We start from the raw sequence: 24,640 nt of genomic DNA on the forward strand, positions 1-24,640 counted from the left end.
CCAGGTGCCGTCCCCAAATTTGATAGGAAATAGCTTGCCACTGACGCACTTCTGCATCTGCTGGTAAACGCTGTGCTAACGCTTCCGCCAAGGAAATTGCTTGGGGGAAGCGTTTTTCTTTCAAAAACTGCTGTAAATGTTCGTAAGTTTTCCACTTTAACCGCTGTTCTATCTCTGAAAAACTAGGCGGCTTTGGCTTTGGTTTTTCTTTTGGTTTTTCCTTTGTTGCTGTTTCTTTCCGCGTTACTTTTGTAGGCTGATGTCCAACGACTGGGGAGTTTGAAGCCAGTGCTGTCTCTTGTTGTGGTATCACCTGCAACAGCAGCTTGTATGCTTCAGTCACGGCAATAAACTTTTCTTTTGCTTTACTGTCACCTGGGTTGATATCAGGATGATATTGTTGCGCCAGCCGGCGATAAGACGCTTTGATGTCGGCGAAACAGGCTCCTGACCTTAAACCTAATAAACGGTAGCAATCTCCAAGATCCATCTTGAGTTATCAGCGATCGCGAGTATCGGCTATCAGCTTTAAGCTTAAAGGCTGAAGTCTAAATCATAAAGACTTCGATTCGCATTGAAAGTTCATACTTCACAGTTTTGAACAGCAGCGGGAGGGGGACAAGAGGAGAGGGGGAGAAGAGGAAATAATCAGTTACTCCTCCACTCCTGGACTCCTCCACTCCTCTTCACTAGCGTTCGTCAATCACACGGTCAATCAAACCGTATTCTTTTGCCTCTTGAGCAGACATCCAGTAATCGCGGTCTGTGTCTTTTTGAATTTTTTCTATAGGTTGACCTGTGCGAGCAGCTAGCATTTCATTGAGTTGCTGCCGCATTCTCAGGATCTCCTTAGCTTCAATCTCAATATCGGTAGCTTGACCTTGAGCGCCGCCAAGAGGTTGGTGAATGAGAATTCGGGAATTAGGCAAGGCAAGACGTTTGCCTTTGGTACCAGCTGCCAGCAGGAACGAACCCATTGAAGCTGCCATCCCCACGCAGATGGTGATCACATTTGCTTTGATGTGCATCATAGTGTCATAGATGGCAAGACCTGCTGTCACTGAACCACCTGGTGAGTTGATGTAGATACTGATATCCTTGGTTGGGTCTTCAGAATCCATGTAGAGCAGTCTGGCAATAATGGCATTCGCCATGCCGTCGCTCACTTCTCCACTCAGGAAAATGATTCGTTCCAGAGCAAGGCGTTCGTAAAGGTTAATCCACTGGGTGTAAGGATCTCCAGGGAAGCGGAAAGGGACTCTAGGAATACCAATCGGCATAGGTTTTTTTACTCTTAGCGAAAAAAAAGATTTAACAGATTTAACGAGGAACAGCAGCAGCCAATGCTTGAGGAAGTTCTTTGGAACTTTCTAAAACCCGGTCAATCAAGCCGTATTCTTTGGCTTGTTGCGGTGTCATGTATAACTTGCGATCTAAATCTTTGGCGATTCTCTCCGTGGGCTGCCCAGTATTTCGCGAGAGAATACTCAAGATCATTTGCTTATTTTTCAGCACTTCTTGTGCTTGAATTTGAATGTCTGTCGCTTGAGCGTAGCCAGTACCACGTTTTGCCTGGTGCAGAACAATCGACGCATTCGGTAAACTGGCGCGACAGCCTTTGGTTCCCGAAGAGAGAATCATTGCCGCTGTACCCATAGCGTTACCAAGACAGATGGTATGCACTGGCGGCTTGATGTAATTTAGGGTATCACAGATAGCAAAAGCTTCTGTTTCAGAGCCGATGGCATCACCAGTGTACCAAGAAGTACCCGTGGAGTTGATGTAGATAGAAATCGGCTTTTCTGGATCGTCGTATTGCAGGTACAGAAGCTGAGCAATAATGAGTTCTGTTACGTCTACACCTAGTTGTTGTTTATACTCATCAGGTGAAACTAGGGGCAGTCCCAGGTATATAATACGTTCCTTTAACAATAAAGAAGGTAAATCTGGCGGTGGTGATCGGTAGAAGCTGTCGCCACCGTAAGGTGCTTGCACAGCCTTGGTGATGGAATTTTCCATAGGAACTGTTGCCTAAATTGATGCCGTTAACTCTAGTACATCCTAGCGCGATGCTTGCTTGCACGGGAGGTGTGGATTTCTCTCTAAGGTGTAGCGGTGTATCGGTACAAGGGCGACAAAAAGTATTCCCCTTTCGCCATTGCCATACACTTTTTATTATGAACTTGATTTAAAGTTCTTGTTAGATAACTTTTCCGAAGTTGTGATGGTGTGCGTTGAAGTTATTTATAAATATGTATAACTTGTGTAGGAACCTTGGGGGGTTATGAAGGTTAGCTTGCAGCCTGCTCTCAATGATGGCAACTTAGATGCCAATCAATCTAACAGTCAACGTCAGTTGGCAATTTCCATTTCTGCAAGTGCAGAAAATCGCGATCGCAACATCCCACTAAATTTATGCCTAATTCTCGACCATAGTGGTTCGATGGGTGGGCGACCTTTAGAAACTGTCAAAAAAGCGGCAAGCCGTCTTGTTGATAGACTTAATCCTGGGGATCGCCTGAGCATTGTCGTTTTTGACCATCGTGCAAAGGTTTTAGTCCCCAATCAAATTATCGAAAACCCTGAGCGGATTAAACAGCAAATTAACCGCCTTTCTGCTGATGGTGGAACTGCGATTGATGAAGGTTTGCGCTTGGGTATTGAGGAACTGGCAAAGGGAAAAAAAGAAACAATTTCTCAAGCTTTTCTCTTAACTGATGGTGAAAATGAACACGGTGACAATAACCGCTGTTTGAAATTTGCCCAATTGGCTGCTGGTTATAATTTGACTTTGAACACTTTAGGATTTGGCGACAATTGGAACCAGGATGTGCTTGAAAAAATCGCCGATGGTGGTGGTGGGACTTTGTCTTACATTGCGCAACCAGAACAAGCAGTAGATGAGTTTAGTCGCCTTTTCAACCGCATTCAAACGGTGGGATTGACTAATGCTTATTTATTATTCTCCCTCATGCCCAATGTGCGGCTAGCAGAACTCAAACCCATTGCCCAAGTTGCCCCAGATACAATTGAATTGCCAGTGCAACCAGAAGCTGATGGACGTTTTGCTGTGCGTCTGGGCGATTTGATGAAGGATGTGGAACGGGTGGTTTTGGCAAATGTCTACTTGGGACAGTTACCAGAAGGTAGACAAACGATCGCTAAGTTGCAAGTCCGCTACGACGATCCGGCGCAAAATAAAACAGGGTTACTTTCAGAAACCATTCCAGTTGAGGCAAATGTCATCCGGATGTACCAATCTTCTCCTGCTCCCGAAGTGCAGCAGCATATTTTGGCATTAGCCAAATATCGGCAAACGCAGCTCGCAGAGGCAAAATTGCAACAGGGCGATCGCGCTGGTGCTGCAACAATGCTACAAACTGCTGCCAAAACTGCCTTGCAAATGGGAGATAAAAGTGCAGCTACAGTGTTGCAAACTTCTGCAACCCGGCTGCAAGCTGGCGAACAGTTATCCGAAAGCGATCGCAAGAAAACCAGGATTGTTTCCAAGACTGTGTTGCAGGATTCTTAGTTTATCGGGCGGGCTTTTTGCCTGCCCTTAGAAGAAATAAACCGCCCTACGCCGAAGGCGCATGCCCAAAGGGCTTTAGGCGCAGAGGACGTAGAGAAAAGAGAAAAGAAGAGAATGAAAACTACTGGCATTCATCATGTTGCTATTATTTGTTCGGATTACGAACGCTCGAAAAAGTTTTATGTGGAGGTTTTAGGTTTTTCTATTATTAATGAGACATATCGTGAACAGAGAAATTCTTATAAGTTGGATTTGCAAGTGGGGGAAAATCACCAAAGTGAGTTATTTTCTTTTCCCAATCCTCCCCAACGAGTCAATAGTCCTGAAGCTTGCGGTTTAAGGCATCTTGCTTTTGAAGTTGATGATATAGAGCAAAGTGTTAATGACTTAAAATTGCAAGGAGTCGAGGTAGAAAATATTAGAATTGATGAAATTACTGGTAAAAAATTTACTTTTTTCAAAGACCCAGATCATCTACCTCTTGAGATTTATGAGCATTAGAGTCATGAAACAAGAGTGCAAAAGTTAATTTTGTAAAAAAACCACAGATGCACACAGATGCACATAGATGATTTATCTGTGTTCATCTGCGTTCATCTGCTATAGGCTGCGGTTTGAAATATCCATTCATTATACTTTTGCAAGAAGTCTATACCTGTGAGGAATCGGTCATCAAAGTCTTGTACCATACGAGGGTGCGGAATGTTAGCTTTACCTTTGACCGCATCTTGTATCAAACTGGCTACAAATGTTGACGATGTCCGCTTATCGCCTTGTGGCGCAACTGTATGAAAGCGCTAATTCTTTGATTTATCGTGGTTGGCAGGTGTCGGATAAGCAACCTGTTGTGCTGAAAATTCTCAAAGACACCTATCCAACTCCAGAACGCACTGCTTGGTTTAAGCGAGAATATGAAGTCACGCGTAACCTGACAATACCAGGGGTGGTTGATGCTTACGCCCTTTTACGTGACGACCAACGCCTCGTGATGATTTTAGAAGATTTCGGCGGCGACTCGTTGGAGTTGTTAGGGATAGCGGATCAAGTTGAGTTATGTGAGTTTTTGAAGTTGGCGATCGCTGTGACTGACATTTTAGGTCAAATTCATACTGCCAATATTATCCACAAAGACATTAACCCTAGCAATATTGTTCTTAATCGAACCACTGGACAAGTCAAAATTATCGACTTTGGGATTTCAACAGTACTTTCACGAGAAAATGCCGTATTCAGCAATCCTAATGTTTTAGAAGGGACACTTGCTTATATTTCACCTGAACAAACGGGGCGAATGAATCGGGCAATAGATTATCGCAGCGATTTTTACTCATTAGGTGCTACTTTTTATGAATTGCTGACAGGTCAATTACCATTTCAGAGTTTAGATGCGTTGGAATTGGTGCATAGTCATATTGCCAAACAACCCATACCGCCGCACGAACTTAAACCGGAATTACCGCTCATCGTATTAGATATTATACTCAAGCTCATGGCAAAAAACGCCGAAGACCGCTATCAATCAGCTTATGGTCTTAAGGCGGATTTAGAGTTATGTCTCCACCAGCTTACAAGTAACGGGCAAATAGAGTGCTTCCCTCTTGGGAGGCAAGATATTTCAGATCGATTTCAAATTCCGCAGAAATTGTATGGGCGCGATCGCGAGATAGAAATCTTGCTGACAGCATTTGAACGCATCAGTAGCGGTTCTATTGAAATGATGTTAATTACTGGCTATTCTGGCGTAGGGAAATCTGCCTTGGTTCGGGAAGTCCATAAACCGATAACTGCTAAACGTGGAAATTTCATCTCTGGCAAATTTGACCAATACCAAAGCAATATTCCTTACTATGCCTTATCTCAAGCTTTCAACGATTTGTGCAATCAACTGCTAACTGAAAGTGAAGCAGTCTTAAATCAATGGCAAGAAAAAATATTAGCAGCTATTGGTAAGAACGGACAAGTTTTGATAGACGTTATCCCTAATTTGGAACGAGTTATTGGTTCTCAACCACCTGTGGACAAAGTGGAACCATCTGAAGCACGAAACCGTTTCAATTTAGTCTTTCAAAACTTTATCAAAGTCATTTGTCAACCAGAGCATCCCCTAGTCTTATTCATTGATGACTTGCAATGGGCAGATGGGGCTTCACTAAGCTTGCTCAGAACAATAATGAGCGATGCCAATATTCAATATTTACTCATCATTGGTGCCTATCGAGATAACGAAGTAGATTTCACTCACCCGTTGATCATGACTTTAGAAGAAATCAACAAAGAACAAGATTTTTTGTCATTTCTTCATTTAGATAATCTACTTCCACAAGACCTTAACGCTTTAATTGCTGAGGCTTTAGCTTGTTCTCCCACCTCAACGCACCCGTTAATAGATTTAGTGTATGAGAAAACACAAGGTAACGCCTTTTTCACCGCTGAGTTTTTGAAATCACTCTACAACGAAGGGTTATTAGCCTTCAACCAACAAGCGCGAAAGTGGGATTGGGATGTGGGACAAATCCAAGCTAAGGATATCACAGACAATGTGGTGGAATTGATGGTGGGTAAAATTGGCAAGTTAGCTGCTTCTACCCAAACTGTCTTGCAGTTAGCCGCTTGTATTGGCAATAAGTTCAATATATCCACTTTAGGAATTATTTATCAACATCAACCTACTGAGTCCTTGGCTGATTTGTTCCCTGCAATGCAAGAAGACTTAGTTGTTCCTTTGAATAATAAATACAAATTAATAGAATCAGGAGATGATTTTGCAGCAAGTGAAGTCAGTTTTAAATTCCTGCATGACCGGGTACAACAAGCTGCTTATTCCTTAATTGATGAAGCACAAAAAACAGCCCTTCACTTACACATTGGTCGCCTAGTTTTGCAAAATACTGCACCAGAAGCATTATCAGAAGAGATATTTAAAATCGTCGAGCATCTAAATTTAGGCATTGAGCTTGTGACCCATCAAGACGAACGATATGAAATCGCCAGACTGAATTTGATGGCAAGTCAGAAAGCAAAGTCAGGTATGGCTTATGAAGCAGCAGTCAAGTATTTGAATGTAGGGCTGGACTTATTAGCAGAAGATAGTTGGCAAACTCAGTACGACTTGACGCTAAATTTGTATGAGTCAGCAGTATATGCGGAATATTTAAACACGGACTATGAACGAAGTGAATTGCTGTCTAATGTTGTTCTACAACAAGTTAAGACAGTGCGGGAAAAAGCTAATGTGTATGAAACTAAAATTCAGCTTTATATCGCTCAAAATCAGATGCAAGCTTCAATAGATATTGGGCTGGAATTTTTGAATCTGTTAGGTATATCTTTGTCAGAATCACCGCCAAGCGCACTGATTATTAATGATTTATACAATCTTCCACCAATGACTGATCCAGATAAGCTGGTAGCTATGCGAATCTTAAAGACTATATGGTCTCCGGTTCATACTACGAATTCCTCGCTAGCTCCATTCATTATATTTACAATGGTGGAGCTATGCGTAAACTATGGAAATTCATCCTTTGCCGCTTTTGCTTATGTTTTATATGCCTTGCTTCTTTGTAGAACACCATCCCAGCTTGATTTTGGCTATCAGCTTGGCAAAGTTTCGTTGAAAATGTTGAACCAATTTGATGCTTCAGAAATAGAAGGTAAAGTTAACTTATTATTTAACTGTTGTATCAGACCGTGGAAAGAACATAAACGCGCAACTTTAGCATCTTTGTGGGAGACGATTCAAGTATCAATTGAAACTGGAGATATAGAATATGCTTCTTATGCAGCTATTAATTACTGCTCTAATTTAGTTTTAGTGGGAGAACCGTTAGAATCTGTCAAGCAAAAGTATAAAAATCGCATTAAACTAATTCAATCTACTCAACAAGGCTTTTCTCTAAATTATACTAAAATATGGGGGCAATTCGTATTAAATTTAATAAAACAATCTAGAGAATCCAACAGGTTAATAGGAGAGATGTTCAATGAAACTGAAATGCTCCCGATTTTACAAAAAAATAATAATATTCCATCTCTGTTTGCCATAGAGCTAGCAAAAACGAAGCTCAGTTATTTATTCAATAATTATACAGCAGCAGTTAATAGTGCCAAAAATGCAGCAGGCAATAAACAATCTATGAAAGGTCTATTGCCTTATGCTGAACATAATTTATATTACTCTCTCTCTCTTCTAGCCAATTATCTTAATCAAGAAGAGCAAGAGAGAAAACAATATATAGAACAAGTGGCAGCTAACCAAAGGGAAATGAAAATCTGGGCTGACCATGCACCGATGAATTTTCAGCACACTTATGATCTAGTCGAGGCAGAAAAAGCGCGAGTCTTAGGTCAAGTTGCTGAAGCAATGGATTTTTATGAACGAGCTATAAAAGGAGCAAGAGACAATGAATATATTCAAGAAGAAGCATTAGCTTATGAGTTAGCAGCAGAGTTTTATGAAGCACGTGGAATGGAGGAATTTGCCCAACTCTACATGACAAAGGCTCATTATGGTTATGTTAGGTGGGGAGCAACTGCGAAAGTAAGAGATTTGGAACAACGGTATCCTCAGTTTTTTACCAAAACGTCGTCAAGTTCCACCAAGACTACCACAACAATTTTATCCACCGACTCAAAAACATCTACTGAACTCGATTTAACTAGCGTTCTCAAAGCATCGCAAGCCCTATCAGGTGAAATTGTCCTTAATACCCTGCTAGAAAAGATGATGAAAATTGTCATTGAAAATGCAGCGGCACAAAAAGGTTATCTTATTTTGAACAAACAAGGGCAATGGGTGATTTCGGCATCAGGAACAGTTGATAATCATGAATTCAAAATTTTACCATCCATCCCAATTGAAACGCTAGATGACAGCAGCGATATCCCAATGCTGTCTCTTGGCATAGTCAATTACGTTATCCGTACCCAAGAGAGTCTCATTTTGAACGATGCTTTGATGAAGGGAATTTCACCCGTACTTCTTACATTGTTAAACAGCAACCGAAATCAATTTTGTGTGTACCCTGCTAAATCAAGGCAAACTGGTAGGTATTCTTTACCTGGAAAATAATCTGACAACTGGGACTTTTACGAAAGATCGTTTGGAAGTATTAAAGTTATTAACGACCCAAATATTTATCTCAATTGAAAATGCAGAACTTTACACAAACTTACAAGCTTCTTCTAGTGAACTTACGGTTAAGAATACAGAATTATTGAAAGCGAACAGACAACTAGAAGCTGAAATTGCTGAGCGTAAGCAGGCGGAGGCGGCACTACGCCTGAGTGAAGAGCGATTTCGATTGGCAATTGATAACATCCCTGATACATTTGTCATTTACGATGCCAAACGGCGGTTTCAGTTTGTCAATGCTTTTGGAGTTAGGCGCGGTGGTTATCCTCTGGAGGCATATATTGGTCATACTGATGACGAAATACACCCGCCAGAAGTCACGAATGCGTATTTACCACTCCTGCAAAAAACTATGGAGACTCGCACCAAGCAAACTGGAGAATGCCAAATCAGTTTGCCTGGTTGTGATCCTTTCACCGTAGTAGTCAGTTATGTACCGCTTTTAAATGAACATGGGGAAATTCATCAAATTTTTGGGATCACCCATGATATAACCGAGCGCAAGCAAACAGAGGAAGCGCTCAGGGAGAGCCGGGAGCGATTACAGGCAATCTTGGATCACTCGGCAGCTAGTATCTATGTCAAGGATATCGAGGGTCGATATATACTGGTTAACCGCCACGATGCAAGCCAGTTGCAGATGGAACCGGAGGAAATTCAGGGGAAAACTGACTACGATTTGCTACCTCGTGAGATTGCTGACGCCATACGAGCAAACGATTACAAGGTCTTGACAACTGGAAAGCCCTTAGAATTTGAGGAAGTAATCCCTCAAGATGACGGTTTACACACCTACATCTCGATTAAGGTTCCCCTCAAAGATGCTAACGGGACAATTTATGCAATCTGCGGAATCTCTACTGATATTACTGAGCGCAAACGGGCAGAAGAACAGCTGTTGCAGAATGCATTTTACGATCCACTCACGAGTTTAGCCAATAGGGCTTTGTTTATGGAACGCCTTGGGCATACACTTGAGCGGGCAAAACGGCATGAAAATTATTTATTTGCTGTACTGTTTCTGGATCTGGATCGCTTTAAGGTGATTAATGACAGCCTCGGACATCTTGTGGGAGACCAATTGCTCGTTGCTATCGCAAGCAGGCTAGAAGCATGCCTACGCTCTACGGATACACCGGCACGGCTTGGGGGAGACGAATTTACTATTTTGCTTGCGGGAATCCATAACGTATCAGACGCAATTCAAGTGGCACAACGGATTCAACAGGAACTGGCTTTGCCGTTTGAGCTTGACGGGCAAGAAGTGTTCACTACGGCGAGTATTGGCATCGCCTTGAGTTCAACACAAAGCTATGACAAACCGGAAGACTTGCTGCGGGATGCTGACACGGCGATGTACCGAGCCAAGGGACTGGGTAAGGCGCGTTATGAGCTGTTCAACCCAGGTATGTATGAAGACGCTGTCGCTAGATTGCAGTTAGAAACCGATTTGCGCCGAGCAATTGAACGCCAAGAGTTTCGGGTTTATTACCAACCGATTGTTTCACTCAGTCGTGGCAGAATTTCCGGTTTTGAGGCTCTGCTGCGTTGGCAACATCCAGAGCGTGGTCTGGTTTCTCCTGCTAATTTTATCCCTTTGGCGGAAGAAACTGGACTGATTGTTGAGATTGGCTACTGGGTGCTGCAGGAGGCGTGCCGACAAATGCAAGCCTGGCGATCGCGCTTGGGAACTTCCTCACCTAACCAAATCAGCGTTAATTTATCTATCAAGCAATTTTCCCAAGCGGATTTGATCCAGCAGATAGCGAATATTTTGCACTCAACTGGTCTTGCGGCTGACGCTTTAGTGCTGGAGATTACGGAAAGCGTGATCATGGAAAATAGTGATGAAGCCATGAGCGCACTTTCACAACTGCGATCGCTCGGGATTAAGTTGTCTATTGACGACTTTGGCATCGGCTATTCATCATTAGGTCGTCTCCACAGTTTTCCAATTAGTGGGTTGAAAATTGACCGTTCTTTTGTCAGCCCAATCGGTGCAAAGCCTGGGAATAAAGAGATGATTGAGACAATTATCACCCTGGCACACAAACTAAATTATCAGGTGACAGCTGAGGGAGTAGAAACAGCTTCTCAACTCGCACTCCTAAGACAGTTGAACTGTGAATATGGACAGGGGTATTTTTTCTCTCATCCATTGGACAGCTCTGGGGCAGAGGCGTTAATCATGGTCAATCCTCAGTGGTAAGGGATTTGCCCCTGCCCCTTATCCCCAGAGGGGACCCCACCTTCCCCCTTTCCCCTTCTTGGTCAATGCCTTTTGTGAGCTTTCCACGTTCCGCCATAAACATAAAACGGGTTATTTTCACTCAACAGTGTCCAACATTCAGGGCAGACAAAAACCCATTGCCCATCTTCTTCGTACTTTACTGCTACATAAAACCTAGACAAGTCTAGACTTTTACTTCTTTCTTCATGGGGAGCATGGGAGCGGTTATCCCTCAGAAAGCATTCACGCCTTAGCCAGACGCGATAAATTTATTGCGGCATTCAAGTCCCTGTCTATCACGTGCCCGCAATGTTTGCATTCGTAAACACGTTCACTTAACAACAGGGATTCTTTTTTACAACCACAATTACTACAGGTTTTAGAAGACGGATACCATCTATCCGCTAAAACCAGCTTGGCGACAAACTTCTTGCACTTGTACTCAAGTTGTCGCTTAAATTCATAAAACCCGCAATCAGCTATGGATTGAGCAAGCTTATGGTTTTGCATCATGCCCGAAACATTCAAGTCTTCAATCACTATCACAGCGTGGTTTTTGCATAAGTAATTGGTGACGAGCGTGAAGCGCGTCTTTACGAATGTTTGAGACACGAGCATGATGCTTCGCTAATTTAATTTTTGACTTGTAGCGGTTGTTGCTACCTTTACTTTTTCGGGAATGGGTTTTGGACAATCGCTTAAGTTTTTGGATGTTCTTCTTATAGGCTTTTGGATTTGGAAACACAACGCCTGTGCTAAGTGTAGCCAATTCTTTAACTCCCAAATCCACCCCGACGGCATCCACTAACTTTGGCGTGGGCTCAGTTTCAACCTCATACGGAAAAGCTATGTACCAGTCATCAGCTATCCGAGATATTGTTAACTTGGTGGTCGTTGTATGAGGCAGTCCTTCGTAAGTTTTAACCCATCCAATGGTAGGTAGCTTAACGCGGACACCACCCACAGGAATTGTTTTACCGCTAGCGTCAATCGTAAAAGAATCGTTTTGACCTTTCTTTTTGAACTTTGGATATCCCCCTAACCCTTTAAAGAATCGGTCGTAAGCAGCACCCAATTGGTCAAAAGCATATTGAGTAATTTTCTGACAAACCCCTTTCTCCTTAATCCATTCCAACTTTGGTTTAACTTCATTGTTGAAGAACTTCTTAAGGAGGTATTTATTAGGCTTGTACCCATCTTGATATAAGCTTTGCCAAGTAGCCAAACCCCAGTTATAAGTAAATCGCGCAATACCTGCGTGTTTACTCATCACTGTTTTTTGATCTGGCGTCAACTTTAACTTAGTCTTGATGGATAAAAGCATTGATCGACCTCAATTTTTGCGCTATATTTATTAGTATACAAATATAAAAGCAAATTATCAATGCCTTTTCAGAAAAAACATAAATTAGGTGCGCTTCCTTTTAATGAAGAGCCTTTCGATAAGTCCCCTCTTTGCGTGAGAGTGCGTGAAGGTGTGAAAGATAAGCTAAAAACCATTCCTAATTGGCAGGAACGGCTAAGAAATCTTATCGATGAGTTGATTGAAGATAATGATAATTGTCAATGAGTGACTAGACTTGTCTATGATAATGGTGTCTTACGACAAGCTCTATAAAGAATCGGTGCAGGTTGACTGCACCGACCACAAAGTTTAACTCGAATTGAACGTGCCATTGCCCTTATGCAAACGCTGAAGCTTGAGGTTTGGCAAAAATCATCCTTCCTGCGGAAGTTTGCAAGGCACTGGTAACTACCACCCGGAGTTCCCCTCCCACATAATTCCTGCCTTCCTCAACGACAACCATTGTGCCATCATCTAGATAGCCAATGCCTTGACTGGGTTCTTTGCCTTCTTTAAGGATCTTCAGGTCAATGTTATCGCCAGGTAGATAACTGGGACGAACTGCGTTCACCAAATCGTTGACATTTAATACAGGCACTTTCTGGAGGCTAGCAACTTTAGATAAGTTGTAATCATTGGTTAGCAATGTACCGTTGATTTCTTGAGCGAAACGCACTAATTTAGCATCAACTGTGGCAATATCGTCATAGTCAATAGAGTTGATCAGGATGCGATCAGGGTAAGCTGATTTGACCCGGTTGAGAATCTCTAGTCCTCGTCTTCCCCGTACTCGCTTTAGGTCTTTGCTCGCATCGGCTACTTGTTGCAATTCTAGCAAGACAAACTGCGGTACAAGAATTTGTCCTTCCAGAAACCCAGTTTCTAGCAGTGTTTCGATGCGACCATCGATAATGCAACTGGTGTCTAAAACTTTGGTACTAGCAGGTTTGAGAGTTCCTTCCGCGACCATTGTTTCCACGGTGTTGGGATTAAGCAGCCTTAATAATCCGCGTCCGTGGGCATCTGCTAAATTCATACCACTGTATGACAGAATGATGCTACCCACAACTGCTACCAATGGTTTTATAAAGCTAAAATCCGTTGGAATTGGTAGCAAGAATAACGGGGCAAGCATTAAGTTGGCTATTAATAGTCCAATCACCAATCCAATGGCACGAGTTAAAATAACTTCGAGTGGCAGTTCTCGGACTTGAGCCTGCAAGCGACGATATCCTGTTTGAAAACTCAATCCAACTGCACCCCCAAAGATGGCGGCAAAAGCAGCAACAATCATGCGTAAAGCTTCCAGGTTAGAAACTCTAGCTAGTACCCCTGCTGGTAACAGATCCATGCTGTAGTAACCTGTTCCCGCTGCTGCCAGGACGAATGAGAAAATAATAATGGCATCAAGCATTGTTGTATTGTTTTTTTGGAACTGTGTTAACCGATCAAGTCAAGTATTGTTTATTTCCTCGGTAAGATAGATTTAGAAAAGATTTATCGTCATATTAAGCCCTTAATATGACAACATCTGCAATCATTATAACCAAAGATTTTTATGCTTTATCTTTTTCAGGTTTTTGTTGTCAAACGATAAAAACATTTAAATAACAGAGTAATTTTCATGAGTTTGTCATTCTGTAAATAATAATTGAAAACTTTATCAATATGATTCAAAAAGTTTCTGCTTCCGGTATTCCGAGTTCTGCTTATATTCATATTCCCTTTTGTAGAAGGCGATGCTTTTACTGTGATTTCCCTGTATCAGTTGTGGGCGATCGCTTGCGGGGCGAAACATCTGGCACTATCTCCCAATACGTTGATATGTTATGTCAAGAAATTGCCATCACACCAGCCCTCGGTCAATCATTGACTACAATTTTCTTTGGCGGCGGCACTCCTTCTCTCTGTCTACAGAACAGTTACAACGAATATTAACAGCGCTTGACAAACGGTTTGGTGTATCTCCTGGGGTGGAAATCTCAATGGAAATAGACCCAGGTACGTTTAATTGGAACATCTACAAGGCTACCGCAGTGCAGGTGTGAATCGGATAAGTTTAGGTATACAAGCGTTTCAAGAAAACTTATTGCAGCTTTGCGGGCGATCGCACTCGGTCTCTGATATATTCGCAGCTGTGGACTTGATTCGGCAGGTGAAGATTCCCGAATTCAGTTTAGACTTAATTTCAGGATTACCGCATCAAACTTTAGATAGGTGGCAGGAGTAGAAAAAGCGGTTGTATAGCACCCACGCATATATCGATTTACGATCTCACTATTGAGCCTGGAACGGCTTTTGGTCGTTACTATAAACCTGGGGATCAACCTTTGCCGACAGATGAAACCACAGTCAAAATGTACCGAATGGCACAGCAAATTTTGACGAGTGCAGGTTATAAGCATTATGAAATTTCTAATTATGCACAGCCGGGACATCAGTGTCGCCATAATCGGGTTTATGGGAAAATCGCCCGTATTACGGGTTTGGTATGGGCGCAGCGAGTTATGTAGAAGGGAAACGGTTCAACCGTCCGCGTAAAACCAAGGAGTACTATCAGTGGGTGCAAGACGGTGCTGTGATTGATTGCGAAGTGACATCACCAGATGAAGTTTTATTAGAAAATTTATGTTGGGGTTGCGGTTGGCAGAGGGTGTGAGTTTAGCGGTGTTGGCGGAACAGTTGGAATGCGATTAATCAGGAGAATTTTGTTTACCATGAGAGAAAGGCTGGGTGGAAGTTGTGCAAGAAAGATTGCGGTTAACTGATCCCGATGGGTTTTTGTTTTCTAATGTGGTGTTGGCGGGGTTGTTTAAGGAGTTGGGGGAATAAACCGCAGAGGACGCAGAGGGCGCAGAGGGAGGGGAGGGAGAGATTTTACCGCCTGGCTCTGAAATTCCAAGCGGATGACAACGGGTGTTTAGCCGTTTTCTTTGTTTTGCTCGGGGGGGTTGGGGTTGCGATTGGCTCCGCCAGTGCCCCTTGGGCAATCGCGCTTGCGTTTTGCCCAAAGTTCACGTAGCCACTGTGAGGCAGCATTAGCAGAAGTTTCGACTGACCAAGTAATTACCGCACTAATGAAAGCACTAAGAATAATCATCGAGATGGGGTCCATAAAAATCTCTTTGAATCAGAACGCTTTCATCATGGCTAATCAATGCCTACGACCTTGACCACGTAACGGTTAGAGACTGTACAGTTTATCTCAACTTATGTACAACTTTTGACCAGGTAACTAGACTAGAAAAAAAGCTGTAACTCTGAAATGGCGGGACGTAAAGCGCGATCGCTCAATTTATCTCTACAAGGACTCAAGTTAGCTGAACAAGCGCTGCTAAATTTTGAGTCTAAAGTAGCTTTGGCAGCGGAGTTACAAATTTCTCGCACAATTGTTCAGAACTTTTTTGCGCGTAAACCAGTTAGCCGTGAATATTTTCACAAGATTTGCAAGAAATTGAAATTGAAATTGGATTGGCGAGAGATTGCTGATTTACCCAAAGATGAGAAACCTGAATTAGAGGAGAACAAGCAGGACACTAACGAAATTGATGCACTGGTGCAAGAAGTGCGCCAAAAGCGCCACGAAAAAATCCAATACCAGTGCGGTACCATGCGGATGCTGGACATTTCCCAACCTGTTGCACTGGCGGATATTTACACTGATGTCAATATATTGGAAAAGATAACAAGCCAGCAATGGCTAGATATTCCAGACTTGCTGAAAGACTTCAAGCCAGAGTTAGACGACTTTGACAGATTAGACAGAGTTGTTCAGGAACGAGTACCAGGGTTACTTGCTGTGTCGCGCTACTCTAAGCTGATGGTACTTGGTAAACCAGGGGCCGGTAAAACCACGTTTTTGCAGTGGGTAGCCATTAAGTGCGATTTAGGCGAGTTTCAGCCTGATAGAGTACCGATATTCATTCGGCTGAAAGACTTTGCTGAAGACACTAGAAGAGATGACAGCAAGTTCAAATTATTGAACTACATTAGCCAAGAATTTAGCGATTGTGGTATTGCCGATAAATCGGTTATTGAAATGATACTTATCAAGGGCAAAGCCTTAATTTTGCTAGATGGCTTGGATGAAGTATCAGAAGAAGATGATGATGAAGTAGTCAAACAGATTAGCCACTTTGTTAATAAATATTTTAAAAATCAGTTTATTATCACCTGTCGCGTTGCTGCCCAAAAATACAGATTTTCGGTAGAAAATTTTATTGATATTGAAGTTGCAGATTTTAACGATGAGCAAGTTGCAGCCTTTGCTACAAAGTGGTATATAGCAGTTGCCAGGAATGATGCGGAAGGGGGGAAAGCTACAGCAAAGCTGTTTATTAAGAAGCTGAATCTACCAGAAAACAAGCCAATCCGAAAACTCGCAGTAACACCAATATTGCTGAATTTAACTTGCTTTGTTTTCCAAGCAAAAGGCGAATTTCCGTCAAAACGCTCCAAGCTTTATGAGCAAGGACTGGACATTCTGCTCGTCACATGGGATGAATCGAGGGGTATTCAACGGGATGATTTTTATCACAATTTGTCTTTAGAACACAAGATAGAGCTTTTAAGTCAAGTTGCAGCGATTACTTTTAAAAAAAGCCGTTACTTCTTTGAACAAGACGAAGTTGAGCAATATATTGCCGACTATCTCCGTACTTTACCTAATACCCAAAATGACCGAGCAACCTTACAACGGAATAGTAAGGCGCTGCTAAAATCTATTGAGGCGGAACATGGGTTAGTAGTGGAGAGAGCGAGGGGAATTTACTCTTTCTCCCATTTAACGTTTCAAGAGTATTTCACAGCAAAATGGTTTGTTGAGCGTACTGATTGGAAAGGTTTGATGAGCCACATGAGTGAGAAAGGCTGGCGGGAAGTCTTTTTACTCTCATTTCAAATGATCAAACCTGCCGATAGCCTACTCTTGTTAATGAAGCGAAAAATTGACTTAATGCTGGCATCAGATGATTATTTGCAGAATTTATTCTCACAGATATATAAAAACTCAAAATTATTGTATGAATTATTTGATATCCCTTATAACTTTGAATCTTTTCTTGCTTATTATCATGATTTTTTATTGCGATATGCTTATTACAACCTTAAGTTAGCTCGTTGCCTTATCGATTATGATTTTGAAATTGATTATGATTCTGCTTTTAAAATTATGAAAAACTTTGTAGAAATACAAGTAAATTATGGATTTTCATCCGCTACTTTGGATATATCAGTAAAGCTTGATAGTCAGATTGGTGATTATCCTATGAATATTATTGATAATTTTTTAAGTGAACATACTGACAACAGCCGTAGTCAAAATATAGATAAATTACTGACTCTACACAAAATAAAAGCATTATTAATACCTATAGATGTAATTAGTAATGCACGTGAATTAGGAGAAGATTTTACAGACCATTTCAAAGAGATGAATAACAGAATTTATAAGCTAATTGAAATTTGGAAATCAAGCCATAAAGTATTAGTTCCGGATTTGAAATCTTTAATATTTAATGATTCTAATATTGGTAATGATTGGCAGTTCAGCGAACAGCAGCAAAAAATGCTTCAACAGTACTACAATGCTAATCAATTATTGCTAGATTGCCTTAATAGTGATTGTGAAGTGTCTCCCGCAGTGCGACAGGAAATTGAAGACACATTGTTATTACCTATTGCCGAAATTGAAAAGCGTCAGCAACAGATTTCGTAGCCGATATAATCAATGATTTATCTGTAAAATTCCAAGTGATGTTTCATCTCTTACTAACTATTGATAACCTTGAAGAAAGGGAGAATAATACAAAATGTCTAAAGAATTATTTGAAGTGATGAAACAAGCAGACGCACTCACACCCGATGAGCAATTGCGTCTCATTGCCCACCTAACACAAAAATTACGAAATTGCGAAATTAAACGGAAGCCACGCCGCAAAGTAACTGAATTTGCTGGAATAGCACCCAATCTACTTGGAGGGATGGATGCTCAAGAATACGTCACACGCATGAGGCGTGGAGAGTTTCCTGATTTAGAAATTGCAGAAAAGCAATTAAGGAAAGAGGAGTGAACGTTACAGAAAGCTTACAGGATGTTACGCGCCTGTTTTTGGACACCGCACCAGTTATTTACTACGTCGAACGAAACCCACAATATTTTGCATCTGCTAGCGTGGTATTTGATCATATTTTAAATGGTGTGTTAACGGGAGTTATTTCACCCGTTACTTTTGCTGAATGTTTAGTTCAGCCTTACCGTTTAGGACAAACGGAATTACAGCAAGAGTTCATTCAGTTGATGACTGACACTGAAAACATAGAGTTTTTGCCAATTGATGACGAAACTTTAGCAATAGATGCTGCTCAAATCAGAGCCAGATACAACTTACAATTACCTGATGCCTTTCAGATTGCTGTAGCTTTAGCAGCAGGTTGTGAGGCATTTTTGACTAATGATGTGACATTCAGGCGCGTTACAGAATTACGTATTGTGGTGCTAGATGAATTGGAAGTTGCTCAATAAGCAAGAATTTTCAAATTAGTTTAAAGTGGTGCGTTACACTGCGTTAACGCACCCTACAGGTAAATAACTCGTAACTCTTTTTACGGCACAACCAACACTGGACAAGGAGAAAGGTTAATCACACGAGTGGTAACGCTATCAGTTGCCCCTTCATCAGTTAAGCCTAGCCCGCGACACCCCATAACGATTAAATCTGCCCCTATTTCATCTGCAACATCGCAGATGGTGAAAGCAGGTTTGCCTTGCCGTTCAATGGTTTCGGCTGGAATGCCTTGCCCAGAAAACAGAGATTTGGCTGTTTCTAGCAGTTGGGCAACTGTCTCTGGTGAGGACATTACATCCCCGTTGGGCGAGTCTGCGACGGGTTCCTCAACTACACTCAGCAGCACTAAGCGGCTGCTATGTTTTTGCACGAGTTTGACAACCATATCGGCTGCTTCCCGTGTTTCCCGACTTTGATCAATTGGAAATAGAACTGTTTTAAACATTCTGATTCACCTCCGCCCCCTGACTCGGTAAAATCTGGATGGATCTACTTAAAAAACATAACAAAAAGGCAATCAGGAGGTTTGTGCCGTGCCAAAGAAAACTTTAGCAAATTTATCTGCAGAAGACTTGTCTGGTAAACGCGCCCTGGTACGAGTTGATTTTAACGTACCTGTGGATGATGCCGGCAACATTACAGATGATACTCGCATCCGTGCTGCTCTGCCGACCATACAGGATTTGACGCAGAAGGGAGCTAAGGTGATTCTAGTGAGCCATTTCGGGCGTCCTAAGGGTGTAGATGACAAATTGCGCCTAACCCCGGTTGCCAAGCGTCTATCTGAGTTGTTGGGACAAGAAGTTGTTAAAACTGACGACTCTATCGGTGATGAAGTTTCTGCTAAAGTGGGGGCTTTACAAAACGGACAAGTGCTGTTGTTGGAAAACGTCCGTTTCTATAAGGAGGAGGAGAAAAACGACCCAGAATTTGCCAAAAAACTGGCAGCAAATGCTGATTTGTATGTAAATGATGCTTTTGGTACCGCACACCGCGCCCACGCTTCTACTGAAGGCGTGACTAAATACCTGAGTCCCTCGGTTGGTGGATATTTGATTGAAAAAGAATTGCAGTACCTGCAAAGCGCGATCGAAAATCCTCAACGTCCTCTGGCAGCGATTATCGGTGGTTCCAAAGTTTCCAGTAAAATTGGCGTGATTGAAACGCTTCTGGAAAAGTGCGACAAACTGATCATCGGCGGTGGAATGATTTTCACCTTCTTTAAGGCACGTGGTTTGAATGTCGGTAAGTCACTGGTGGAAGAAGACAAGCTAGAACTGGCGAAGTCTTTGGAAGCAAAGGCAAAAGAACGCGGTGTTGACTTGCTGCTTCCCACCGATGTGGTTGTCGCTGATAAATTTGCCCCTGATGCCAATTCTCAAACCGTCAGTGTGGAAAACATCCCTGATGGTTGGATGGGGTTGGATATCGGACCTGACTCGGTGAAATTTTTCCAACAAGCCCTTGCTGACACCAAAACGGTCATTTGGAATGGTCCAATGGGCGTATTTGAGTTTGATAAGTTTGCTGCAGGTACGGAGGCGATCGCCCGCACTCTCGCCGACATCAGCAAAACAGGTGCTACCACTATCATCGGTGGTGGTGACTCTGTGGCGGCTGTGGAAAAAGTTGGTTTAGCCGACCAAATGAGCCACATCTCCACTGGTGGTGGCGCTAGCTTGGAGTTACTTGAAGGTAAGGAGTTACCTGGTATCGTCGCGCTAGATGAAGCATAAAAGCTCATAGGTAAAACCAATGTAGAGACGTAGCATACTGTGGAGACGTGCCATGGCACGTCTCTACACTAATAGGGAGAAAATTGTGGAACCCAAATGGCTGGAATGGACGCAAAAATTACAAGCGATCGCCCAAAATGGTCTAACGTTTTCCAAAGATCCTTTTGATATAGAACGTTACAAAGCGCTACGGGCGATCGCCGCTGAAATCATGGCAACTTACTCGAACGTCGAACACAGCTCTATCCTCGATTTATTCGCCCGTGAAGTAGGATACGCAACACCCAAAGTGGACGTGCGTGGAGCAGTGTTTCGCGACAATACCATATTGTTAGTGAAGGAAAGAGAGGACGGCTGCTGGACTTTACCAGGCGGATGGGCTGATGTTGGTGACTCCCCCAGTGAAGTAGCTGTTAAAGAAGTGTATGAGGAATCTGGTTATCAAACACGCCCTGTAAAACTGCTCGCTGTCTATGACAGAAACAGACAGGGACATCCACCACATCCACATTACATCTACAAGCTCTTTTTTCTGTGCGAACTTGTGAGTGGTTCCCCATCGCCAAGTATCGAAACGGAGGAAGTCGAGTTCTTTGCTGAAGATGCGATTCCGGAACTGTCACTTGGACGTGTGACGCCATCTCAAATCACCCGACTTTTCCAGCATCACCGCCTTCCAGATTTGCCTACAGACTTCGATTAGGTTGTTACGGTGCAACGAAGTCCCACGCGACAGCTAAAAAATATTATCAAAGGGGGTTTGAGAAAGATATTTTCATCTGATTCAACCCTTTCTTAAAAAAACTTCAAAAGGTTAGCTATCAGCTACACCTTAAAAGAAACTCAATATGTCTTTAGTAGTAGGTATGAAATATTACTTTAGAGTGAAAAAAAATTTCAAGAAATTCTGCATACTTTAGATATTCCTCTTCAGTCACAGGGTGTTGTCCTCTTCTTCGGGTACAGGGTGTATTTAACTTTTGTTACAGGGTGTATTTAACTTTTGTTACAGGGTGTACCTATCATATTTTTTTCTAAATTAATACCTGAATTAATAGGTGGGGCTTTATAGCCTGCGTTCGGGTAGCGTACCGCAGGTATACCCTTAAATAAGTCACAATGAAAATCACTGAAAAAGAATCACAATAATACAGCAATCCTAAATTATTTGTGAACAACAAGATACCCGACTTCTTTAAGAAGTCGGGTATCTGAGTAGCCGATAATTGAGTTTTTAATTATCGGTTACAAATTATGCTGTTTGTTTCACCGCGCCTTGCCCAAAAAATTTCGGAGGTTCAGCGAGGGTGTAAACTTGGGTTTCTTGTGCGATCGCCTTAAATGTCAAAGGTATGGTAAAGAATCACTGTCTTGCCAAGTCAATCAATGATGCGGCTTGGACTCTATTTCGTCGTTGGGAGCGAATATTTTGCTCGTAACTTCAATACTCAAGTTGTTGCCGTCAATCCTAGAATGACATCTCAAAAGTGTTCGGATTGCGATGCAATTGTGAAAAAATCTCTTTCAACTCGTACCCATAAATATAGTTGTGGTTCGTACCTTCATAGAGATGTGAACGCAGCGATAAATATTCTGAATCTTGTGAGTCCAGCCACACGTGCGGCTCTGCCGCCGAGTGGACTGGCGTTCGCGTAGCGTGTCCGAAGAACTCACCCGAAGGGCAAGAGCTAGGGACGGGCAGTCCCAAAGTAACATCATTATCTTTCAGTGGTTGGGTTGCACAAAAAGGTGGTTAGAGGGACTGGGACACTAAGTTTGTACTGAGAAAAAAGTGGCGATTTTGAATTTTGTATTGCTTATGATGGTGTCATTGTAGGCGTGGGTGTGGATGTAGGTGTCGGTGTCAGTGTAGGCGTAGGCGATGCTGTTGGTGTAGATGTAGGTGTCGGTGTAGGAGTTGGTGTGGATGTAGGTGTAATGGTTTCTGTAGGAGTTGGTGTGGATGTAGGTGTAATAGTTTCTGTAGGAGTTGGTGTGGATGTAGGTGTAATAGTTTCTGTAGGAGTTGGTGTAGGCGACTGGGGTGGAGCAGGATTTTCTGCTGTGATTGCAAGTGTATAGTTTGATGTTTGTGACCCCGTAGAAACAACGACGTATTCATAAAATCCAGTTTCTGGAAGTTTAACGGATAAGCTACGTTGTGTTGAATCTTCTAAGAATCGCACTTTTCCACTAGGGGAATACACGGAAAGCAAAATTTTAGAATTCCCATTGAGCTTGACTTTCATCAATTGTTCTTCGTCAAGTTCGGCGATAAAAACTTTACCTTCTCCTGGTTTAAGAGTACCACTGACTCTGGTACTAATTGCCCCTTTGTCAAAAACGATTTTCTTGAAAGCACTGCCGGCAAGGATGGCATTGAGTTTGTCGCTGATAAATCCGTGCCAGACTTGTCCAATAGGCTGATCGATAAAATTCTTGCCGCGCTGTTCAGGAAATTGCTGGAAAAATGCCGCATCTCCTAAATCATACAAAGAACGGCTGCCAACGTTGACTTGGTTAACTTCCACTTTAGCGCGATCGCGTTCTGCTTGCGTAAAACTACCCAGTTGTTTACGTGCGTTTGAACTCAGTACCGCCAGCTTTTCCAGCAATTCGCCTGCGATGCTATCCCATTCTGCCCGCTGTTGTGCATCTTCCGGCTTATCTGTCAAGGTGCGGTTGCGTAAACTCGGATTTCTATCCCAAAAGACTTGATTGACCAAGCTAATGAAGAATTTCTCGTTAATACCTAAGTATTGACGCCGATTATCTAATCTTTGCTTGCGCTGTTGTTCTTCTCGAGGAAGTTTTGGATCGTCAGATGAGATTATGGGTGAAGATGAGTCAAGCAATTGAGCTGCTCCCCACATACCCACACCAACAGCAGTAGCCATTACCATTGCTATCACAATGATTTTACCAGGTGTCCACCAGCTTCTGGAGGGAGTGGGGGAGTGGGAGTGGGGGATGGGGAGTCGGGGGGGTGAGGGGATGAGGCTACCGCTAGGGTTTGTTCTGTTTGTGGCGGTGGCGGTGTTGGAGGGGAAATCTGCTGTAGTGGAGGATAGCCCACAGGCGACGGGATCAGTGCTTGTAGAACTTGATGAGCGCTTTGGTAGCGGTGTGCTGGTGTTGGCGATAGCATTTTATCTAACACCATCCCGAAAGTTGGACTCAAGTTAACTTCCCGTCGCCATTGCCAGGTAAGGGTATAATTATCTATAAGTTCTTGAGGCTGTTTGCCTGTCAGGAGAACGAGTACCGTTGCTGCTAAAGCATACAAATCGCTATGAGGCTCAACTAACCCCGTTTGCATTTGTTCTGGGGGAGAGTAACCTGCTTTACCTAATAACGTTGGAAGTGGGGAAGCAGCAGCACCGGGTTGATAATATTGCGAAACGACTGTTGCAGCAACTTGTTTGACACCACCAAAATCAATTAACACTGGCATACCCGCCTCTATTTCGCCTTGGTAAGGGGGAGCTTGGGGCGTGCGTAAAATTAAGTTATCTGGAGAGATATCGCGGTGAATCACTCCTATAGAATGGATATACTCCAAAACAGGGAGAATTTGTTGCAATAGCAGACGTACTTCCGCCTCTGTGAACAGCAAACCTTGCTGTTTTCTAGCATCTAATAAAGAGCGGTAAGTTTCCCCTTCTACATAATCTTGCACCAGAAATAAATATTCTTTACCAGCCAAGTTCATGCGGAAAAGTTCCCGAAAGCGAGGAATTTGGGGATGTTGCAGCTTGTAGAGAACGCTGGCTTCTCGCTGAAACAGTTCTTCAGCTTTTTGGAGAACGTAAGGCGTTTGAACTTGAGGGGAGAATTCCTTTAAAACACAAAGTTCGCGGAAGCGGTTAATATCCTCAGCTAAATATGTACGTCCAAAACCTCCTTGTCCCAATTGACGCAAAATAAGATAGCGATCGCCCCAAACAGACGGGCGATCTGCCCCATAACCCAAAGTTTGCCCGCCATGAATACCTTGATTCACCGGGTTCTCCAAGTTTTCGCCGCAATGTAGACAAAAGCGACTACCAGTTGGATTTTCGTGTCCTTTGGAGCAATAAGCAGAATTCATAGTCATT

18 protein-coding genes and 3 pseudogenes are annotated in these 24,640 nt (G+C 42.7%); 12 read left to right on the top strand and 9 right to left on the bottom strand.

The features are described from left to right. From V5G28_RS15480 to V5G28_RS15490, 3 genes are all read right to left on the bottom strand, one after another. The coding region (locus V5G28_RS15480; protein ID WP_332996906.1) for a J domain-containing protein at nucleotides 1-490 on the bottom strand (490 nt) is incomplete at its 3' end. A gap of 199 nt (nucleotides 491-689) precedes the next feature. Then, a complete protein-coding gene (locus tag V5G28_RS15485) occupies nucleotides 690-1,280 on the bottom strand; it encodes an ATP-dependent Clp protease proteolytic subunit (RefSeq protein ID WP_073635350.1) in 591 nt (196 codons plus the stop codon). A gap of 40 nt (nucleotides 1,281-1,320) precedes the next feature. Further along, nucleotides 1,321-2,019 carry an ATP-dependent Clp protease proteolytic subunit gene (locus V5G28_RS15490; protein ID WP_332996908.1) on the bottom strand — a complete coding sequence of 233 codons (699 nt, stop codon included), beginning with the start codon at nucleotides 2,017-2,019 and terminating at the stop codon, nucleotides 1,321-1,323. A gap of 265 nt (nucleotides 2,020-2,284) precedes the next feature. On the opposite strand from V5G28_RS15490, the gene V5G28_RS15495 reads away from it, so the two are divergent. From V5G28_RS15495 to V5G28_RS15510, 4 genes are all read left to right on the top strand, one after another. Further along, complete coding sequence (locus V5G28_RS15495; RefSeq protein WP_332996910.1) at nucleotides 2,285-3,532, top strand: vWA domain-containing protein; 1,248 nt, start codon at nucleotides 2,285-2,287, stop codon at nucleotides 3,530-3,532. Nucleotides 3,533-3,646: 114 nt separating this feature from the next. Further along, nucleotides 3,647-4,033: an SMU1112c/YaeR family gloxylase I-like metalloprotein gene (gene gloA2 / locus V5G28_RS15500; protein WP_332996912.1), complete on the top strand. Its 387-nt coding sequence runs from the start codon at nucleotides 3,647-3,649 to the stop codon at nucleotides 4,031-4,033. 247 nt (nucleotides 4,034-4,280) lie between these two features. After that, complete coding sequence (locus V5G28_RS15505; protein WP_336230867.1) at nucleotides 4,281-8,603, top strand: ATP-binding protein; 4,323 nt, start codon at nucleotides 4,281-4,283, stop codon at nucleotides 8,601-8,603. Continuing rightward, entirely contained in the window at nucleotides 8,548-10,875 is a 2,328-nt protein-coding gene (locus V5G28_RS15510; RefSeq protein WP_336230869.1) for a bifunctional diguanylate cyclase/phosphodiesterase, read from the top strand. The genes V5G28_RS15505 and V5G28_RS15510 overlap by 56 nt, the downstream gene beginning before the upstream one ends. Before the next feature lie 264 nt (nucleotides 10,876-11,139). Here the strand turns inward: V5G28_RS15510 and V5G28_RS15515 are convergent, their stop codons facing one another. After that, nucleotides 11,140-11,514: an RNA-guided endonuclease InsQ/TnpB family protein gene (locus V5G28_RS15515; RefSeq protein WP_332996916.1), complete on the bottom strand. Its 375-nt coding sequence runs from the start codon at nucleotides 11,512-11,514 to the stop codon at nucleotides 11,140-11,142. Continuing rightward, complete coding sequence (locus V5G28_RS15520; protein ID WP_332996918.1) at nucleotides 11,429-12,166, bottom strand: RNA-guided endonuclease InsQ/TnpB family protein; 738 nt, start codon at nucleotides 12,164-12,166, stop codon at nucleotides 11,429-11,431. Before V5G28_RS15520 ends, V5G28_RS15515 begins: the two co-directional genes overlap by 86 nt. Before the next feature lie 114 nt (nucleotides 12,167-12,280). Here V5G28_RS15520 and V5G28_RS15525 point away from each other — a divergent pair, with 114 nt between their 5' ends. After that, nucleotides 12,281-12,466, top strand: a complete 186-nt coding sequence (locus V5G28_RS15525) for a hypothetical protein (RefSeq protein ID WP_096562770.1) — start codon at nucleotides 12,281-12,283, stop codon at nucleotides 12,464-12,466. 112 nt (nucleotides 12,467-12,578) lie between these two features. On the opposite strand, the gene V5G28_RS15530 is transcribed toward V5G28_RS15525, so the two are convergent. After that, nucleotides 12,579-13,655, bottom strand: coding sequence for a PIN/TRAM domain-containing protein (locus tag V5G28_RS15530; RefSeq protein ID WP_332996921.1), 1,077 nt, complete (start codon nucleotides 13,653-13,655; stop codon nucleotides 12,579-12,581). A gap of 254 nt (nucleotides 13,656-13,909) precedes the next feature. Between V5G28_RS15530 and hemW the strand changes: the two are divergent. Continuing rightward, nucleotides 13,910-15,073, top strand: a pseudogene (hemW, locus tag V5G28_RS15535) (radical SAM family heme chaperone HemW). Between the two features lie 88 nt (nucleotides 15,074-15,161). Here the strand turns inward: hemW and V5G28_RS15540 are convergent. Continuing rightward, nucleotides 15,162-15,356: a synaptotagmin gene (locus V5G28_RS15540; protein WP_332996923.1), complete on the bottom strand. Its 195-nt coding sequence runs from the start codon at nucleotides 15,354-15,356 to the stop codon at nucleotides 15,162-15,164. Nucleotides 15,357-15,599: 243 nt separating this feature from the next. Between V5G28_RS15540 and V5G28_RS15545 the strand changes: the two genes are divergently transcribed. The 3 genes from V5G28_RS15545 (at nucleotide 15,600) to V5G28_RS15555 (ending at nucleotide 18,764) form a co-directional block, all read left to right on the top strand. Next, nucleotides 15,600-17,957, top strand: a complete 2,358-nt coding sequence (locus V5G28_RS15545) for an NACHT domain-containing protein (RefSeq protein WP_442994268.1) — start codon at nucleotides 15,600-15,602, stop codon at nucleotides 17,955-17,957. 94 nt (nucleotides 17,958-18,051) lie between these two features. Next, nucleotides 18,052-18,312 (top strand): hypothetical protein, encoded by a 261-nt coding sequence (locus tag V5G28_RS15550; protein ID WP_332996927.1) that lies wholly within the window; start codon nucleotides 18,052-18,054, stop codon nucleotides 18,310-18,312. Further along, nucleotides 18,309-18,764 carry a type II toxin-antitoxin system VapC family toxin gene (locus V5G28_RS15555; protein WP_332996929.1) on the top strand — a complete coding sequence of 152 codons (456 nt, stop codon included), beginning with the start codon at nucleotides 18,309-18,311 and terminating at the stop codon, nucleotides 18,762-18,764. Before V5G28_RS15550 ends, V5G28_RS15555 begins: the two co-directional genes overlap by 4 nt. Nucleotides 18,765-18,844: 80 nt before the next feature. Here the strand turns inward: V5G28_RS15555 and V5G28_RS15560 are convergent, their stop codons facing one another. After that, on the bottom strand, nucleotides 18,845-19,252 hold the full coding sequence (locus V5G28_RS15560) for a universal stress protein (RefSeq protein WP_073634808.1): 408 nt from the start codon (nucleotides 19,250-19,252) through the stop codon (nucleotides 18,845-18,847). Nucleotides 19,253-19,340: 88 nt separating this feature from the next. On the opposite strand from V5G28_RS15560, the gene V5G28_RS15565 reads away from it, so the two are divergent. From V5G28_RS15565 to V5G28_RS15575, 3 genes and pseudogenes are all read left to right on the top strand, one after another. Next, nucleotides 19,341-20,543 (top strand): phosphoglycerate kinase, encoded by a 1,203-nt coding sequence (locus V5G28_RS15565; RefSeq protein ID WP_332996931.1) that lies wholly within the window; start codon nucleotides 19,341-19,343, stop codon nucleotides 20,541-20,543. A gap of 85 nt (nucleotides 20,544-20,628) precedes the next feature. Beyond that, nucleotides 20,629-21,246: an NUDIX hydrolase gene (locus V5G28_RS15570; RefSeq protein WP_332997014.1), complete on the top strand. Its 618-nt coding sequence runs from the start codon at nucleotides 20,629-20,631 to the stop codon at nucleotides 21,244-21,246. Nucleotides 21,247-21,880: 634 nt separating this feature from the next. Further along, nucleotides 21,881-22,145: pseudogene (locus V5G28_RS15575) on the top strand (RNA-guided endonuclease InsQ/TnpB family protein); the annotation flags it as partial. 215 nt (nucleotides 22,146-22,360) lie between these two features. On the opposite strand, the pseudogene V5G28_RS15580 reads toward V5G28_RS15575, so the two are convergent. Further along, nucleotides 22,361-24,633, bottom strand: a pseudogene (locus V5G28_RS15580) (protein kinase domain-containing protein). Between the last annotated feature and the right edge of the window lie 7 nt (nucleotides 24,634-24,640).

Origin of the sequence: Scytonema sp. PRP1, from assembly GCF_036697665.2 — a bacterium.
GTDB classification, from domain to species: Bacteria; Cyanobacteriota; Cyanobacteriia; order Cyanobacteriales; family Nostocaceae; genus Kalymmatonema; species Kalymmatonema gypsitolerans.